The 14,832-nt window shown below is 61.7% G+C and carries 13 protein-coding genes; 9 read left to right on the top strand and 4 right to left on the bottom strand.

From position 1 onward, the window contains the following. Positions 1–94: 94 nt before the first annotated feature. The 5 genes from gldG (at position 95) to LGH74_RS07255 (ending at position 8,648) form a co-directional block, all read left to right on the top strand. A complete protein-coding gene (gene gldG, locus LGH74_RS07275) occupies positions 95–1,813 on the top strand; it encodes a gliding motility-associated ABC transporter substrate-binding protein GldG (RefSeq protein ID WP_226173967.1) in 1,719 nt (572 codons plus the stop codon). 9 nt (positions 1,814–1,822) lie between these two features. Next, positions 1,823–3,082 carry a sensor histidine kinase gene (locus LGH74_RS07270; protein WP_226173965.1) on the top strand — a complete coding sequence of 420 codons (1,260 nt, stop codon included), beginning with the start codon at positions 1,823–1,825 and terminating at the stop codon, positions 3,080–3,082. A 43-nt stretch (positions 3,083–3,125) separates the two neighbouring features. Next, positions 3,126–3,926, top strand: coding sequence for a LytR/AlgR family response regulator transcription factor (locus tag LGH74_RS07265; RefSeq protein WP_226173963.1), 801 nt, complete (start codon positions 3,126–3,128; stop codon positions 3,924–3,926). Positions 3,927–4,169: 243 nt separating this feature from the next. Further along, positions 4,170–5,072, top strand: a complete 903-nt coding sequence (locus tag LGH74_RS07260) for an ABC transporter ATP-binding protein (protein WP_226173961.1) — start codon at positions 4,170–4,172, stop codon at positions 5,070–5,072. A gap of 12 nt (positions 5,073–5,084) precedes the next feature. Continuing rightward, entirely contained in the window at positions 5,085–8,648 is a 3,564-nt protein-coding gene (locus LGH74_RS07255) for an ABC transporter permease/M1 family aminopeptidase (protein ID WP_226173959.1), read from the top strand. A 25-nt stretch (positions 8,649–8,673) separates the two neighbouring features. Here the strand turns inward: LGH74_RS07255 and LGH74_RS07250 are convergent, their stop codons facing one another. Both LGH74_RS07250 and LGH74_RS07245 read right to left on the bottom strand, forming a co-directional pair. Beyond that, positions 8,674–9,540, bottom strand: coding sequence for a DUF7003 family protein (locus tag LGH74_RS07250; protein ID WP_226173957.1), 867 nt, complete (start codon positions 9,538–9,540; stop codon positions 8,674–8,676). 67 nt (positions 9,541–9,607) lie between these two features. Beyond that, on the bottom strand, positions 9,608–10,162 hold the full coding sequence (locus tag LGH74_RS07245; RefSeq protein WP_226173955.1) for a hypothetical protein: 555 nt from the start codon (positions 10,160–10,162) through the stop codon (positions 9,608–9,610). 125 nt (positions 10,163–10,287) lie between these two features. On the opposite strand from LGH74_RS07245, the gene LGH74_RS07240 reads away from it, so the two are divergent. After that, positions 10,288–11,400, top strand: a complete 1,113-nt coding sequence (locus LGH74_RS07240; RefSeq protein ID WP_226173953.1) for a radical SAM family protein — start codon at positions 10,288–10,290, stop codon at positions 11,398–11,400. After that, entirely contained in the window at positions 11,397–11,885 is a 489-nt protein-coding gene (locus LGH74_RS07235) for a hypothetical protein (RefSeq protein WP_226173951.1), read from the top strand. The genes LGH74_RS07240 and LGH74_RS07235 overlap by 4 nt, the downstream gene beginning before the upstream one ends. Here the strand turns inward: LGH74_RS07235 and LGH74_RS07230 are convergent. Next, positions 11,882–12,325: a BLUF domain-containing protein gene (locus tag LGH74_RS07230; protein WP_226173949.1), complete on the bottom strand. Its 444-nt coding sequence runs from the start codon at positions 12,323–12,325 to the stop codon at positions 11,882–11,884. The genes LGH74_RS07235 and LGH74_RS07230 overlap by 4 nt on opposite strands. Before the next feature lie 224 nt (positions 12,326–12,549). Between LGH74_RS07230 and dnaN the strand changes: the two genes are divergently transcribed. Together dnaN and gldC are read left to right on the top strand one after the other, a co-directional pair. Beyond that, a complete protein-coding gene (gene dnaN / locus LGH74_RS07225) occupies positions 12,550–13,674 on the top strand; it encodes a DNA polymerase III subunit beta (protein WP_226173947.1) in 1,125 nt (374 codons plus the stop codon). A 121-nt stretch (positions 13,675–13,795) separates the two neighbouring features. Beyond that, complete coding sequence (gene gldC, locus LGH74_RS07220) at positions 13,796–14,134, top strand: gliding motility protein GldC (protein ID WP_226173945.1); 339 nt, start codon at positions 13,796–13,798, stop codon at positions 14,132–14,134. 172 nt (positions 14,135–14,306) lie between these two features. Here the strand turns inward: gldC and LGH74_RS07215 are convergent, their stop codons facing one another. Continuing rightward, positions 14,307–14,819 (bottom strand): DUF4890 domain-containing protein, encoded by a 513-nt coding sequence (locus tag LGH74_RS07215; RefSeq protein WP_226173943.1) that lies wholly within the window; start codon positions 14,817–14,819, stop codon positions 14,307–14,309. Positions 14,820–14,832 lie beyond the last annotated feature (13 nt).

Below are 14,832 nucleotides of genomic sequence, written 5' to 3'. Positions count from 1 at the left end.
CTAGTACTAAAGAGTCGTTCAACGCAAGGTCAACTACCCCCAACCCCTCCTCATCTGAGTAGGGAGCTTTTAGCTCTAACATAGCTGCCACTCTATGGCTTCTGATACGCCCGAAACTTCTGCTCCCGTCACTTCCCGCAAGCGCCGCGACCTGCTCCGCTTCGGGGCCGTCATTGGGGGGCTGCTGCTGCTCAACTTCCTGGCCCAGCAGTTCTTTTTCCGCCTCGACCTGACCCAGGAAAAGCGCTACACCATGGCCCCGGCCACCAAGCAGCTGCTCTCAACCCTGAAGCAGCCCGTGACGGTGACCGTGTACCTGGACGGCGACTTCCCGCCCGGCTTCCGCCGGTTGCAGCAGTCGGTGCGCGAAACCCTGAACGAAATGCAGGTGTATGGCGGCGCCAACCTGCACTACGTATTCGTGGACCCCTCGGCGGCCGGCACCGAAAAGGCCCGCAACGAGTATTATGCCTCGCTCATCAAGAAAGGCTTACGGCCGACGAACCTCGGGGCCAACGAAGGCGGCAAGCGGGTTGAGAAAATCATCTTTCCCTGGGCCACGGTAGCCGCCGGCGGCAAAGAGGAGCAGGTGCTGCTGCTGCGCGGCAACCAGGCGGCCCCCTCCGATGTGCGTCTCAATCAAAGTATCGAGGGCCTCGAATACGAGTTGGCCAGCGCCGTGCGCAAGCTGAGCCCCGGCCAGCGGAAGCGCATCGGCGTGCTCGAAGGCCACGGTGAATTGAGTAACGCCGAAGCCGGCGACATCATCGGCTCGTTGCAGCAGTACTACGACGTGTTCCGGGTGGATTTGCGCAAAACCCGGCCCCAGGATCTGCGCACGCTCAGCGCTATCATCGTGGCTAAGCCCGCCACGGCCTACACCGAGCCCGAGAAGTTCAAGCTCGACCAGTTCATTACCCACGGCGGCAGCGCGCTGTTTTTCGTGGATGCCATGCGCGTGAACCTCGATAGCGCCAACCGCGGCGGCATGCTCTCTTTCCCGCTCGATCTGAACCTGGAAGACCAGCTCTTCAAGTATGGCGTGCGCATCAACCCCGACCTGCTGCTCGACCTCAACTCGGGCGTCATTCCGCTCGTGACGGGCACCGAGGGCGACAAACCCAAGGTGGAGCCGATGCCCTGGCAGTTTTACCCGCTCATCAACTCCTTCAGCAAGCACCCTATTACCCGCAACCTCGACGCGGTGTACACTAAGTTCGTGAGCACCATTGATACGGTGAAGGCCAACGGCATCCGCAAAACGCCGCTCATGTTTACCTCGCGCTACACCCGCGTGCTGCCCGCGCCGGTGCCCATCAACTTCAACGACGCCCGCCTGGAGCCCAATCAGAAGCTTTATAAGGAAAGCTTTAAGCCCGTAGGTTACCTGCTCGAAGGCCAGTTTCAGTCGCTCTACGCCAACCGGGCCGAGCCCGGCACCAGTAACTTCCAGCCCAATACTGCGCCCGGCCTCAAGCCCTCCAAAGTGCTGGTTGTCTCCGACGGCGACTTTATCCGCTCCGAGCTGGACCCCAAAACAGGCAACCCCTACCGCTTGGGCTTCGACCGCCTCGCCAACACCGAATTTGCCAACCGCGAGCTGGTATTGAACGCCGTAGACTATATGCTTGACGAAAGCGGCCTGATTACCGTGCGCGGCAAGCAAATCACGCTGCGCCCCCTCGACAAGCTCAAGGTAATTGAGCAGAAAAGCCGCTGGCAGCTCCTGAACCTGGTGGCTCCGTTGGTGCTGCTGGGCGCATTCGGGGCCGTGCGGGCCTGGCGGCGCAAGCGGCGGTATGCGTCGTTTTAGCGCAAAAGGATGGTAAGGCTGGTCAAGGTTATACTCATTCTGGCCCCGTTGGCGGCGGCCGGGCAGGGCAGGAGCAAAGCGCTAAGCCAAAGTGCGACACTCATTGACCGGCAGGGCCGGGTATGGGAAGCCGCTCAACCCGGCCTGCGCCTGCGGGAGGGAGGCCGCTCAACCCTCTTTACCACGCAGAATGGGCTCAGCAACGACACCGTTACGGCCCTCGCCCAGGATGCCAGCGGGCAGGTGTGGGTAGGCACCCGCGAAGGACTGCTGGTGTATGAAGGCCCCGGCTTTCGGGAAATTACCTATGCCCAGGGGCTGCCCAGCAAGCGTATTACGGCGCTGTATCAGTCAGCGGCCGGGCCCCTCTGGATTGGCACCCCGGCCGGCGCGCTACGCTACGCCGACCGGCAGCTGACGCGGTTGCCCGCGCTGGCTGGCAGTGCCGTGCGGACTATCGGGGAGGATGCTCACCACTGGGTTTTTGTCACGAATCAGGGAATCCGGCGCTTGCCGAAGGAGCAGCCCGTCAGCTGGCAGTGGCTGGGCTGGGCGGCGGCCGGGTGCGTGGTGCTGGGCGGCGGCCTGTGGGGCGGCCGGCAGCTGCGGCGGGGGCAGCACGTGCGGTTGCGCCTGGCCCAAACCGAGCAGCAGGCCCTACTGGCCCAGATGAACCCCCACTTCGTGTTCAACTCGCTGCAATCCATTCAGAAGTATATTCTGCAGCACGAACAGCAGGCTGCCCATCACTACCTGGCCCGTTTTGGCGGCCTGATGCGGCTGATTCTGGAACAGTCGCGCCAGCCGCTGCTCACCGTGCGCACCGAGCTGAGCCTGCTCCGCACCTATTTGGAGCTGGAGGCCCTGCGCTTCGAGCAGCAGTTTACCTACACCGTAACGGCCGACGATACGCTGCTGGAAGAGGAAATTCCGGCCATGCTGCTGCATCCCTTCGTGGAAAACGCTGTGTGGCACGGCCTGGCCCACCACACCGGCCAAGGCCACGTGGCGGTGCGCCTGAGTGGGGAAGGGGCTTACCTGGTGGCGGTGGTGGAAGACAACGGCGTGGGGCGGGAGCGGGCCGCCGGCCAGAGTGGTACCCACGCTGGCTTTCCGTCCCGGGGGATGGCCATTGTGCAGGAGCGCGTGGCCCTGCTGAACCGGCAGGCCCGCCGGCCCATTTCCATCGAAATCATTGACTTGGGCGGGCCCGGCAGCACTGCCCAGGGTACCCGCGTGGTGGTACGCATTCCCCGGCAGCACGCCTAAAGCTGCACAAGCATAACGGCCGGCTTGGGGCTGCTATTGGCTTTTGCTATATAGTCTGGCTTACCTTGCCGCCAACTCTGCTACTACCAGCCCGACTACGCCCGTGACCCGCACCATTCTTATCGACGACGAAACCAACACCAGGGCTGCGCTACGGGCTTTGCTGGAGCATTATTGCCCCGACGTGACGATAATCGGGGAGGCAGCTTCGGCTGAGGAGGGCCTGCAGCTGCTGCGCGAGCAAACTCCTGATCTGCTGTTTCTGGACGTGGAAATGCCCCTGGGCTCGGGCTTCGACTTGCTCGACATGCTGGGCAGTGCCTCGTTCGACATCATCTTCACCACCGCCCACGACCGGTATGCCCTGCGCGCCATCAAGTTCTGCGCCCTCGACTACCTGCTCAAGCCCGTGGGCGTGGCCGACCTGCGCGAAGCCGTAGCCAAAGCCCAGCGCCAGCAAGCCCCGGTAGCCGCCCAACTGCACACCTTCTACGACAACATGCGGGAGCGAAACGGCTTGACTGGCAAAGTGGTGCTGCCTACCATGCAGGGTTTTGAGGTGGTAGAAGTAGCCCGCGTAGTGCGCTGCCAGTCCGACGACAACTACACGCTCTTCGTGCTCGAAGGCAAGGAACGGATTCTGGTTAGCCGCACGCTCAAGGAATACGAGGAGCTGTTCACCGACTACGGCTTTATCCGCATTCACCAGTCGCACCTGATCAACGCGGCCCACGTGAAGCGCTACATCAAGGGCAGCGGGGGCTACGTGCAGCTCACCGACGACTCGATTATTGAGGTTTCGCGCCGTAAGAAGGAGGAGCTGATGAAGCGGTTCGGGGCGTGAGTAGTAGCGCGAACTGTGTAGTTCGCGTGGCCTGCGCCGTTGCAAGCAACAATTGTCGTTCAGGCCCGCGAACTACACAGTTCGCGCTACTGCTTCGGGTAGCTTCTAAGCCAAGCCAACCGGATTCCGGCCCGCGGCTACCACTTACTCATTCTGGGTTGCCGAGTGCGCATAAGAAAGGCATGTTTACGGCACCAAACCGCGTGGCAGGCGCCACGACACCGCTCCTAAACTCCTTTCAGCATGGACCTAATCATCAAAAACCTGTCGAAGACCTACCCCAACGGGGTCAAGGCCCTCGACAACGTGAGCCTGACTATCCCGCAGGGCATGTTTGGCCTGCTGGGCCCCAACGGCGCCGGCAAAAGCTCATTGATGCGCACCATTGCTACCCTACAAGCGCCCGACAGCGGCAGCATCCACCTCGATGCCATTGATGCGCTAGAGGATAAAATGGCCCTGCGCCGGGTGCTGGGCTACCTGCCCCAGGAGTTTGGGGTGTACCCCCGGGTGTCGGCCGAGGACTTGCTTGACCATATGGCCGTGGTGAAAGGCATCGTGAACCGTGGGGAGCGGCGCGAAACGGTAAAGGCCCTGCTGGAGCAAACCAACCTCTACGAAGTGCGCAAGCGCAGCATCAGCACGTTTTCGGGCGGCATGAAACAGCGCTTCGGCATTGCCCAGGCCCTCATCGGCCAGCCCCTGCTCATCATTGTGGATGAGCCCACCGCCGGCCTCGACCCCGGGGAGCGGAACCGGTTTTACAACCTGCTGAGCGAAATCGGGGAAAACATCATCGTGATTCTAAGCACCCACATCGTGGACGACGTGCGGGAGCTGTGCCGCAACATGGCCATCATCAACGAGGGCCGGGTGCTGTTTGCCGGCCGCCCCCAGGCCGCCATGCACGAGCTCAGGGGCCGCATCTGGGAACGAACCATCGAGAAGGCCGAGCTGGCCGAATACCAGCAGCAGTACCGCGTGATTTCGACCAAGCTGCTGGCCGGGCAGCCCCTGCTGCACGTGGAAGGCGAAGCGCTGGAAGCGGCCGGATTCCAGGCCGTAGAGCCTAGTTTGGAAGACGTGTTTTTCTCCACCATCCAGGGAAAAAACCAAGCCGTGCAGTCCGTATCCGTTCCTGCCTAAGCCCGCCCGCTCATGTTTACCGCCTTTCTCCGCTTCGAGCTGGCCACCTGGCGCAAGCAGCCGCTCAGCTACATCTTCCTGGCCGTCACGTTCGGCCTCACGTTTTTGGCCATGCTGTGGCCCAACCTGCAAATGGGCCAGGACTTGCGCAACCTGCACGTCAACGCACCCTTTGCCATCCTGAGCCGGGCCGCAGCCATGACCATGCTCTGCCTGCTCTTCATTACGGCCATCATGGCCAGCACCGCCACCCGCGACTCGGGCTCGGGCTACGCGCCGGTGCTCTACGCCGCGCCGCTCGAAAAAGGAGGTTACCTCTGGGGCCGCTTTGCCGGCGGCGTGCTGGTGGCGGTGCTGGCTTTGGTGGGGCTGCTGCTGGCTATTTTACTGGGTACGCTACTCAACGAGCCGGCCCGAGTGGGCGCGTTTCAGCTGGTGCCTTATGTGCAGGCTGTTGGGCTCTTCATCGTGCCCAACGTGGTGCTGGCCGGAGCCATCATCTACTGCCTCACGGTGCTTACCCGCAATACGGTGTACGCCTTTATTGCTGCCCTGGGGCTGATGGTGGGCTTTCTGCTGGTAGGCTTGCTGACGCCCAACCTCGACACACCCGCCAGCGTGCTGCTGCTCGACCCCTTCGGCCTGCGCACCCTCAGCTCCCTGACCAAGTACTGGACGGTAGCCGAGAAAAACACCGCCGTGCTAGATTTCGCCGGTCCGCTGCTTACCAACCGCCTCGTGTGGCTGGGCATTGCCGGCGCCCTGATGGGCCTCACCCACGGCGTGTTTTCTTTCACCACTTCTACCGGCAAAGTCAAAAAGCAGCGCCTGACCGAGCCCGCGGCTCCGGTGCGCCGCGCCGCGCCAACGCCCCGGCCGCAGGTGCAGCCCCGCCACGACCGGGGCGCCGCCCTGGTGCAGCTCACCCAGCAGGCCCGGCTCGACTTGCTGGGTATTTTGAAAAGCGTGCCGTTCTGGATAATTCTCGGGCTGGGCGTCATCAACCTGCTCAGCATTGCGGCCACGGCCTCGGAGCGGGAGGGCGGCCACTTCTACCCGGTCACCTACACCATGCTCGACCTGATAAACGGTACCTATGGCACGTTCGTCATTGCCGTGCTGGTGTACTACGGCGGGGCGCTGGTGTGGAAAGAGCAGGACGCCCGCCTCGACGGTATCCTCGATGCGTCGGCCCGGCCGTCGTGGGTACCCTACACGGCCAAGCTGCTGACGCTGGTCTTCGTGGCGGCCTTGCTCACGAGCGTGGGCTTGCTGGTGTGCGTGGCGGCCCAGGCTTTGCAGGGCTACACCCATTTTGAGTGGAGCCTCTACGGCCAGGCCGTGTTCGGCATCGAGTTTACCCGCTACGTGATGGTGGCCGTGGGCACGGTGTTTCTGCACGTGCTGCTGCGCAACAAGTTCCTGGCCTATGGCCTCACCGTGGCCATTATCCTGTTTGAAGCCATCAGTGGCGCGGCCCTCGACTGGAACAACAACCTCTTCCGCTTCGCCGACACGCCCGCCTTTACTTACTCCGACATGAACGGCTTCGGGCCCTTCGCGGCGGCCATCGTGTGGTTTAAGCTCTACTGGGCCGCCTTTTGCGTGCTGTTGGTGGCCCTCACCGCCGGGCTGTGGGTACGGGGCCGGGCCGTGGGCGGGGCTTTTAGCGCCGCGCAGCTGCGGCAGTCGTTTACCCCCGCGCTGCGGGCCGTGGCCGCCACCGGCCTGCTGGCCTGGGTGGGCCTGGGCACCTGGATCTACTACAACATCGACGTGCGCAACGACTACACCACCGAGCACGAGGAGCAAAGCCTGGCGGCCGACTACGAAAAGCGCTACAAGCGCTACGAGCATGCCCCCCAGCCCCGCGTCACGGCCGTGAATCTGCAAATCGACCTCACGCCCGAGGCCCGGGCCGTGCAGGTGAAGGGCCAGCTCACGCTGACTAATAAAACCGGCCTTCCGCTCGATACTCTGCGTGTGTCCTACGGCAGCTACCTGGAAGATTTTCAGTTCCGCATTCCCGGCGGCCGGCCCGTGCTCAACGACCAGCGCCTGGGCTTCCGCAGCTTCGTGTTGCAGCCCGCCCTGGCCCCCGGCGACTCGCTGGTGCTCGGCTACTCGGCCAGCTACCGGGCCCGGGGCTTCGAAAACAAAGTTTCCCGGCCTCTGATTAATGGCAACGGCACTTTCCTCAACAACTTCGAGCTGGCGCCCACCATCGGCTACACCCGCAACCTGGAGCTGGAAAGCGCCCCCGACCGCGCCAAGTTTGGCCTGCCCGAGCGGCCCCGCATGGCCCCGCAAACCGACTCGGCCGCCTACGCCAATACCTATATTTCGACCGACGCCGACCGGCTGCGCTTCGAAGCCACGCTCAGCACCAGTCCCGACCAGATTGCTGTGGCCCCCGGCTCCTTGGTTAAGGAATGGCAGCAACACGGCCGCCGCTACTTTCACTACCGCCTGGCCGCGCCGGTGCTCAACTTCTACTCCATCACCTCGGCCCGCTATAAAGTGCGGCGTGAGCGGCAGAACGGCGTCGACCTGGAAATCTATTACCACCCCGGCCACCCCTACAACCTGGACCGCATGATGCGCTCCATGCGCGCCTCCCTGGCTTACTACGGCCAGCAGTTTGGTGCCTACTCTCAGCAGCAGGCTCGTATCATCGAGTTTCCGCGCTACCAGAAGTTTGCCCAGGCCTTTCCCGGCACCATGCCCTACTCCGAAGGCCTCGGCTTCATTGCCCAAACCAGCCCCGACGACCACGACGTAGACCGCACTTACCGCGTAGTAGCCCACGAAATGGCGCACCAGTGGTGGGCGCACCAAGTAGTGGGCGCGGCTGTGCAGGGCGCCACATTTATGTCCGAATCGGTGTCCGAATACCTCTCGACCGTGATGCTGGAACGCCAGTACGGGGCAGCTAAGGTGCTTACCATGCGTCGCTACGCCCTCGACTATTACCTGCGCGGCCGGGCCAGCGAGAAGGTGCGCGAGCTGCCCTTGCTCTACAACGAAGACCAGCCCCATATTCACTACGCCAAAGGCTCGGTGGCGCTGTATGCGCTGCGCAGCTACCTGGGCGAAAAACACCTCCACGGCGCCCTCGGCCAGTTTATGCGCGACTACCAGGGCCGCCCGGCGCCGTACCCTACCTCCGACGACCTCTACGGCTACATTCTGCGTGCCGCCCCCGATTCGCTGCGGTACTTCGTGGCCGACCAACTCAAACGCATCACCTTGTATGACAACCAGGTGCAGGAAGTGGCTTACCAGCGCCTGCCCGACGGCCGCTACCAGGCCATTATCCGGCTGGAGGCTCACAAGCGCTATGCCGATGCCCTAGGCAAGGAAACCGAAGCCCCCCTGCACGACTACCTCGACCTAGCTCTGTACGGGGCCCACAACAAAGTGCTGGCCCGCCAACGCCTGCTGGTTACCAATGCCCGCAAAGTAGTGCGCCTCACCGTGGCTGAGCCGCCCGTCAAAGCCGTCATCGACCCCGACTACCTGCTCATCGACCGGCGGCCCGAAGACAACACCCACGCCGCCATCCAGATCAACTAGGTGTACAAGCTCCGGCGGGCTCTTGTTACAATGCCCCGGATTCCGGCCAGTTCGACCAGTGCGTGTTGGGCGGCAGCGTGGGGCGGTAGTGCTGCACGTCGCCGGTGGTCAGCACCCGGGCCAGCTGCGGCCATGTTTCGTAGCTGCTCGGACGGCTGCTGTTCCACTCTTGCTGGTCCTGGCGGTTGAGCAGCGTTTCCTGCCGGCGTATCGTGGTAGTCAAGTCCTCCAGACTCATGTCGGGTAAGCCACCATTGCGGATAGTAAGCGCGAAGGCCTGCACAATTTCCATATCCGACAGCACCTTGGGTGGGCTCACCGTGAAGTCCTTGTGGTGCCATTCATCAAGCACGAGAATCTTGCTCAAGTGGGCCGGAATAGACTTATACAGTTCCGCATCTGTGGCCCGAAACAAATCCTGCCGCTCGGTAATCAGCATGCGCCCCAATTCATCAAGCTCGATGCGGCCCGGCTCAAACTCCATCAGCTCAATGCCTAATCGGGCGTACTCTTCCTTCGGATATTGCACCCGTACGGGTACGCCGCGCACCAGCAGCGTAGTAGCCGCCGGGCTCAAAGCCTCCTCCGGAGTAGCCTCCCGGAAAGAGTCCTCGTCGATGGGATATACTGTGTAGGTGTTGGTGTGGCGGTTGTTGTACTCTTCCAGGTTGATCAGGCAGTTGCCATAATAATAGATATTAAGCTCAATAAAGCCGCCCCGGGGAGGAAAACTGAGAATCTCGGCTGCAATGGCCCATTCGTTTTCACTGCGAAACAGGTTCAGCCGGGTATCAATAAGATAATTGTAGGGATGATTGAGCGGAATGAAGTGGCAATAGTAGCCATCATTAGCATGGTCGAGGGTACGGAGTATTTCTTGTTCTGAAAGCATCGGGTTGGGATAAAACGCGGCTTTTGGGTGGGAGTACAAGTCTATGTAATTACCAGAACAGTAATAGTTAACCAGCCGGAGCCGCCGGCAGCTTCTCCACCAGCTCCCGCAGCACCTCGGCTTCCCGCTCCAGCCCGGCAATGCGCGCTTCCAGCAGCTTCTGGGGTCCGGCGCCGTAGGTATCCAGCAGGGCACTCATGGCCTCGCCTTCCAGCAGGGCTAGCCAGGTTTTTTCCAGCGCTGGGTTGCGCACTTCGCCCGTCCAAGCCCACAGAGCTGGTAATACCGCCAACCGGGTTTCATAGGCTTCGACTATAGTTCGCATCATCTCCACTTTCCGCCGCAACCGGGCCGCGTGGTGCTCACAGTACCGGATGCGCTTAAGCAGCGGCTTTTGCTCGGGTAATGGTATAGGCAGGGGAGGAGGGGCCGGGCGGTTGCCGGCGGGGTCAAATACCTGCCCGTGCAGGGCCAGCAGCAGGCGGGCCAGCTGCACCCCGGCCGCGTAAGGCAAGGGCTGATGGTCGCGCTCGGCCAGGGCCAGGCTGGCCCGCGGGATGCCAAGCCAGTTGGCCAGGCGCTCCTGGGTCAGACTCAGGCGGGTACGGATGTATTGCGACATGGCATTTACAGGAAGGCTTCAAACTACAAACAATTCTGAGCAAACAATTTAAATTGTTTGCTCAGAATTGTTTGGTCTATGCTGCTTCCCTTCAATTCCCCCAAAACCGCTAGCTTGGCAGTCCTATGGCGGCTTCCCTTCGCAACCAGTACCAGACGGCCACTTCCTCCCCAGAGCTGGTGTATTTCCGGCAGGCTACCTGGCGGCTCTACCAGCCCGTGGCTTCCGTTTTGTGGCAGGCGTTTGGGCAGGAGCACCGGCTGCGGCCAGGCCTCACCTTCACTCCCTTTGCCAATGCGGTGCGCTGCAACGCCCACTGCGCCTTTTGCTCGGAGGAGCTCGTGCGCCATGAGGGCCACCAGCTTACGGCCAAGCGCCTGATTGACGACTATCCGGCCTACTTTCAGCGTCTGCGCGCGGTGTTGCTCCCTTTTCGGGGCTTTGCGCTGGGCCTGAGCTTGTCGGGACTGGAGGCTACGGCCGAGCCGCGCTGGCTACGCGGGCTGCTGGCCTGCCTTAGTGGGCTGGAAGCCGAGGGCGTTGTTTTCGATGAGAAGGTGCTCTATACCAACGGCAGCGGCCTGGCTACCGAGCCCAGCCTCGTGCCAGCCCTGCACGGCTTCGGCCTGAGCCGGCTCGAACTCTCCCGCTGCCACGATGATGAGGACGTGAACCAGCGCATCATGCGCTTCAACCGCAACCAGCCCATCTGGCGCAACGCCGTGTACGAGGCCACCGTGCGCGGGCTACACGAGCAGCTGGCCGTGAAAAACTCCTGCATCCTGACCCAGACTGGCATTGCTACCCTCTCCGATGTGGAACGCTACCTGGCCTGGGCCCGTGGGATGGGCGTGCGCCAAGTGGTATTTCGGGAGCTGAGCCGCCTGGAGGGCAGCTACCTGCCCAACGTGTTTACCGACTGGATTGAGCTGAACCGGGTACCCATCGAACCCCTGCTGACGGCCGTGGCGCCCACGCTGGAAGCCATCCGGCCCGGCTGGCAGTACGCGGGCAGCACTTTCGGCTACTATTATTACAACGAGCATTTCCGCTGGCAGGACTTAGAAGTCATCTTCGAAACCAGCAGCTACCCGGCCCTGCAGGCGGCTAATGCCACCGGCGTGCTGCAAAAGCTGATTCTGCACTCCGATGGCACCCTTTCCGGCGACTGGGACCCCGACAGTCGGGTGCTCAGCCGGGTGCCCGCGCCCTCACTCGACTACTACCCCTCGGCATGAGTCCCGAACATGAGCAGCTCTACCGCCACACGCTGCACGAGCTGGTAGCGGCCGGGGTCGAGTTCTGCGTTATCGGCTCCCTGGCGGTGCGTTGGCAGTGCTCCACGTTGGCCCGGTGGCCCGCCCACGACTGCGACCTGCTCTTGCCCTTCGAGGTGCCGGTGCTGGAGGCCGCCGTGCGCCACTTGCAGGCCGTAGGCTGGGAAATAAAACTTTGGCAAGAGCCCGTAGCGCTGCCCCTGACTCAGGCGCAGTTGCAGGGCAAGTATTACCTGCGCGCCCGGCGGCAGGAGGCTATCCTCGACTTGTGCTACGAAAACGAATTCCGGCCCTGGGCCGAGTTTGCGGCCGGGCGGCACTGGCACCAGGGCCTGCCGCTGGCTACACTGGAGCACCTGCTCGACCAGTGTGCCCGGCGCAACCGGCCCGCCGACCAGGAAATGCTGCGCCAGTACCGGGCTAGTTTGCCGCTGGGGCCGGGCTAGTAGCGAATCTTCTGGTCGGTGACGAAGGAAGCCAGCAGCTCGCGCAGGGAGGCCGAGTCGGTTTGGACAACGGCAGCTGGGTAGGAGGGAGCTGCTGGGTCGAGGTAGCCCGTGAGGTAGGCAAAGTCCTTGGGGTGCACTGCCCGGAAGCCCATGGACCACTGCGCGAAGTTGCGCTCCTGCACGGGCCCGTCGGCCAGCTTGGTTACGTCGTAGTGGCGCAGGTCCTGCTCGATGCGGCCGAAGATATATTCCACCTCATCCTCGGGTCCTTCCAGCACCTGAATGATGTTCGAGTCGCAGTAGAGCAGCACGCCGGTCAGGTCGTGACTGTGGTTCCAGGCGCGGGCCTGCACCAGCAGCGCCTCCAGCTCGGCCTCACTCATTGGGGCCGTTACATTGCTTTGGTAAACCAGGTGGTAGAGCGGGGCAGCAGGCATGGTGCAAATTCAAATGGGCGTAGTCCAAGTAAGTAAAAAGCTTTCGGGCGGGTATGCAATGGCTGAGCTGGAATAAAATACGCCCGGCTGGGGTCGTTAGCACTCCTGTGAGGGGTGCAAAGCCGCTATATTGCCTGCAAAGCCGCCCGCGTCGGCACTAGAAAACCCCGCTTGGGTTTCCTATCTTTGTCGTCTTCCAAAAAACGCCAGCCAACCCCGCCTATATGAAGTTTATCGTATCGTCTTCCGCCTTGCTCAAGCAGCTCCAGAGCATTAACGGCGTGGTGACCAACAACCCCGTGGTGCCGATTCTGGAGAACTTTCTCTTCGAAATCGAGGATGGCAAGCTGACGATTACGGCCTCCGACCTGGAGACCAGCATGATTACCGAGCTGCCCGTGGAAGCCCGCGAGAGTGGCCGCATTGCCGCTCCCGCCCGCATCCTGCTCGATACGCTGAAGAACCTGCCCGACCAGCCTGTGACTTTCACCCTGGACGAGGAAACCTACACCATCGAAATTGCCTCGGCCAACGGCCGCTACAAGCTGGCCGGCGAAAACGCCACCGACTTTCCCCGCGTGCCCGTGGTGAAAGGCTCGGCTCCGATTGAGATGCCCTCCTCGTCGTTGTCGCGCGCCATCAACAAGACCATCTTCGCCGTGAGCACCGACGAGCTGCGCCCGGCCATGACCGGCATTCTGGTGCAGCTGGCCGACGCCCAGGTAACCTTCGTAGCCACCGACGGCCACCGCCTGCTGCGCTACCGCCGCTCCGACGTGGGCGCGGGCCAGACGGCCAACCTGATTGTGCCGCGCAAGGCTTTTAATCTACTGAAAGGTGCTCTGCCCTCCGAGGCAACTACCGTGCGCGTCGAGTTCAACAATTCCAATGCCTTCTTCAGCTTCAATCAGATGCGCCTCGTGTGCCGCCTGATTGATGAGCGCTACCCCGATTACGAGAACGTAATTCCGGTGAGCAACCCCAACAAGCTCATCATCAGCCGCGCCGAGCTGCTCAACTCGGTGAAGCGCATCATGATCTACTCGAATAAAACCACCCACCAGGTACGCCTGCGTCTGGCTGGTTCCGAGCTGACCATCTCGGCCGAAGACCTCGACTTCAGCAATGAAGCCAACGAGCGGCTGGCCTGCCAGTACGAAGGCGAAGACATGGAAATCGGCTTCAACGCCCGCTTCCTGGCCGAAATGCTCTCCAACATCGACTCCGAGGAAATCACCCTGGAGCTGAGCACGCCCAACCGCGCCGGCCTGCTCATGCCAACAGTAGCCGACGACAACGAAAGCATCCTGATGCTGGTGATGCCAGTGATGCTGAACAACTACGTTTAAACTTTAATGTGCGAATGTGATTAAATGTGCTGATGTGCTAATGACCAAACGGCTCCATTAGCGCGTCAGCACATTTTCTCATTTAGCACATTCTGCACATTTCTCACATTAGCACATTAGAATGAAGAAGTCTGAAATCCGCTTCAGCATTGCCCTCGACGACCAGAAAGTACCCGAGGCCATCAGCTGGACGGCCACCGACGCGGGCCCCGATATTCACTTTGCCAAGGCCATCAACATTGCCCTCTGGGACCGGGATGAGCGGGGCACGATGAAAATTGACCTCTGGACCAAGGAAATGCCCGTCGACGAAATGAAGCGCTTCTGCGTGGACACGATGGGCGCTATGGCCGAAAGCATCGTAACGGCCACCAGTGACACGGAAATGGCCACCAAAATGCGCAACCTCTGCCGCGAACTGACCGACTACCTCAACAAGCAGGAAGCCGAGCAGCGCTAGTACGATGCTGAGGCGCATAGTTGCGTCTCAATCGTTGCTGACGTTATTTTAGTTGTGGCCTTCGGTCGTTCAACGATGCGGCGCAAGTATGCGTCTCTACATTGTTCTGATATACAGAAAAGCCCCGCCGGAATCGTCCGACGGGGCTTTTTCTATATACAATAAGCAACTGCTAACGGGAAGCTTCGGGGCTGGCCGTACGGGCCGGACCGATGGTAGTACCGCGGCTGCTGGCTGGCAGCGGGCTTTGTACCGAGCGCACGAAGACGGCGTTGGTCAGCTTTGCGTAATCTTTGTCGTACTTATAGAAATCCTCGCGGGAATCGTAGTAGGCGCTGTACTGCGAGGTACTCAGTACCGTGCGCAGTTCCTTGTCACGCTCCCGACACACAAGCCCGCATTGCTCGTCGATGAGCTTGGGGTTGCCGGCATTCTTCTGCTCAATGGCCGCCATCTTGGCTACCTTATCCTCGTTGATAGCGCGCAGGCGCGTCGACTGGTAGCCGTTCAGGCGCAGGTCGCGGGCCATCTGGTCGGAGAGGCGCTTGGCGCGCTCCTGCACCGGGTTCAGACGGGGCGTGGCCTTGGTTTTATCCTGGGGCTGCACAATGGAAGGCTTCTGTTGAGCCTGCGCGCCCAGCGTAGCAGCCAGAATCAGCGCGGCGGTGGCAAGTTGGTTTCTCATAATATAGAAGCGT

It is taken from the genome of Hymenobacter lucidus, assembly GCF_020447265.1.
In the GTDB taxonomy this organism is placed as follows: domain Bacteria; phylum Bacteroidota; class Bacteroidia; order Cytophagales; family Hymenobacteraceae; genus Hymenobacter; species Hymenobacter lucidus.
Note: the sequence above shows the minus strand (reverse complement) of the source record. Positions and strands in the feature narration are given on the sequence as shown.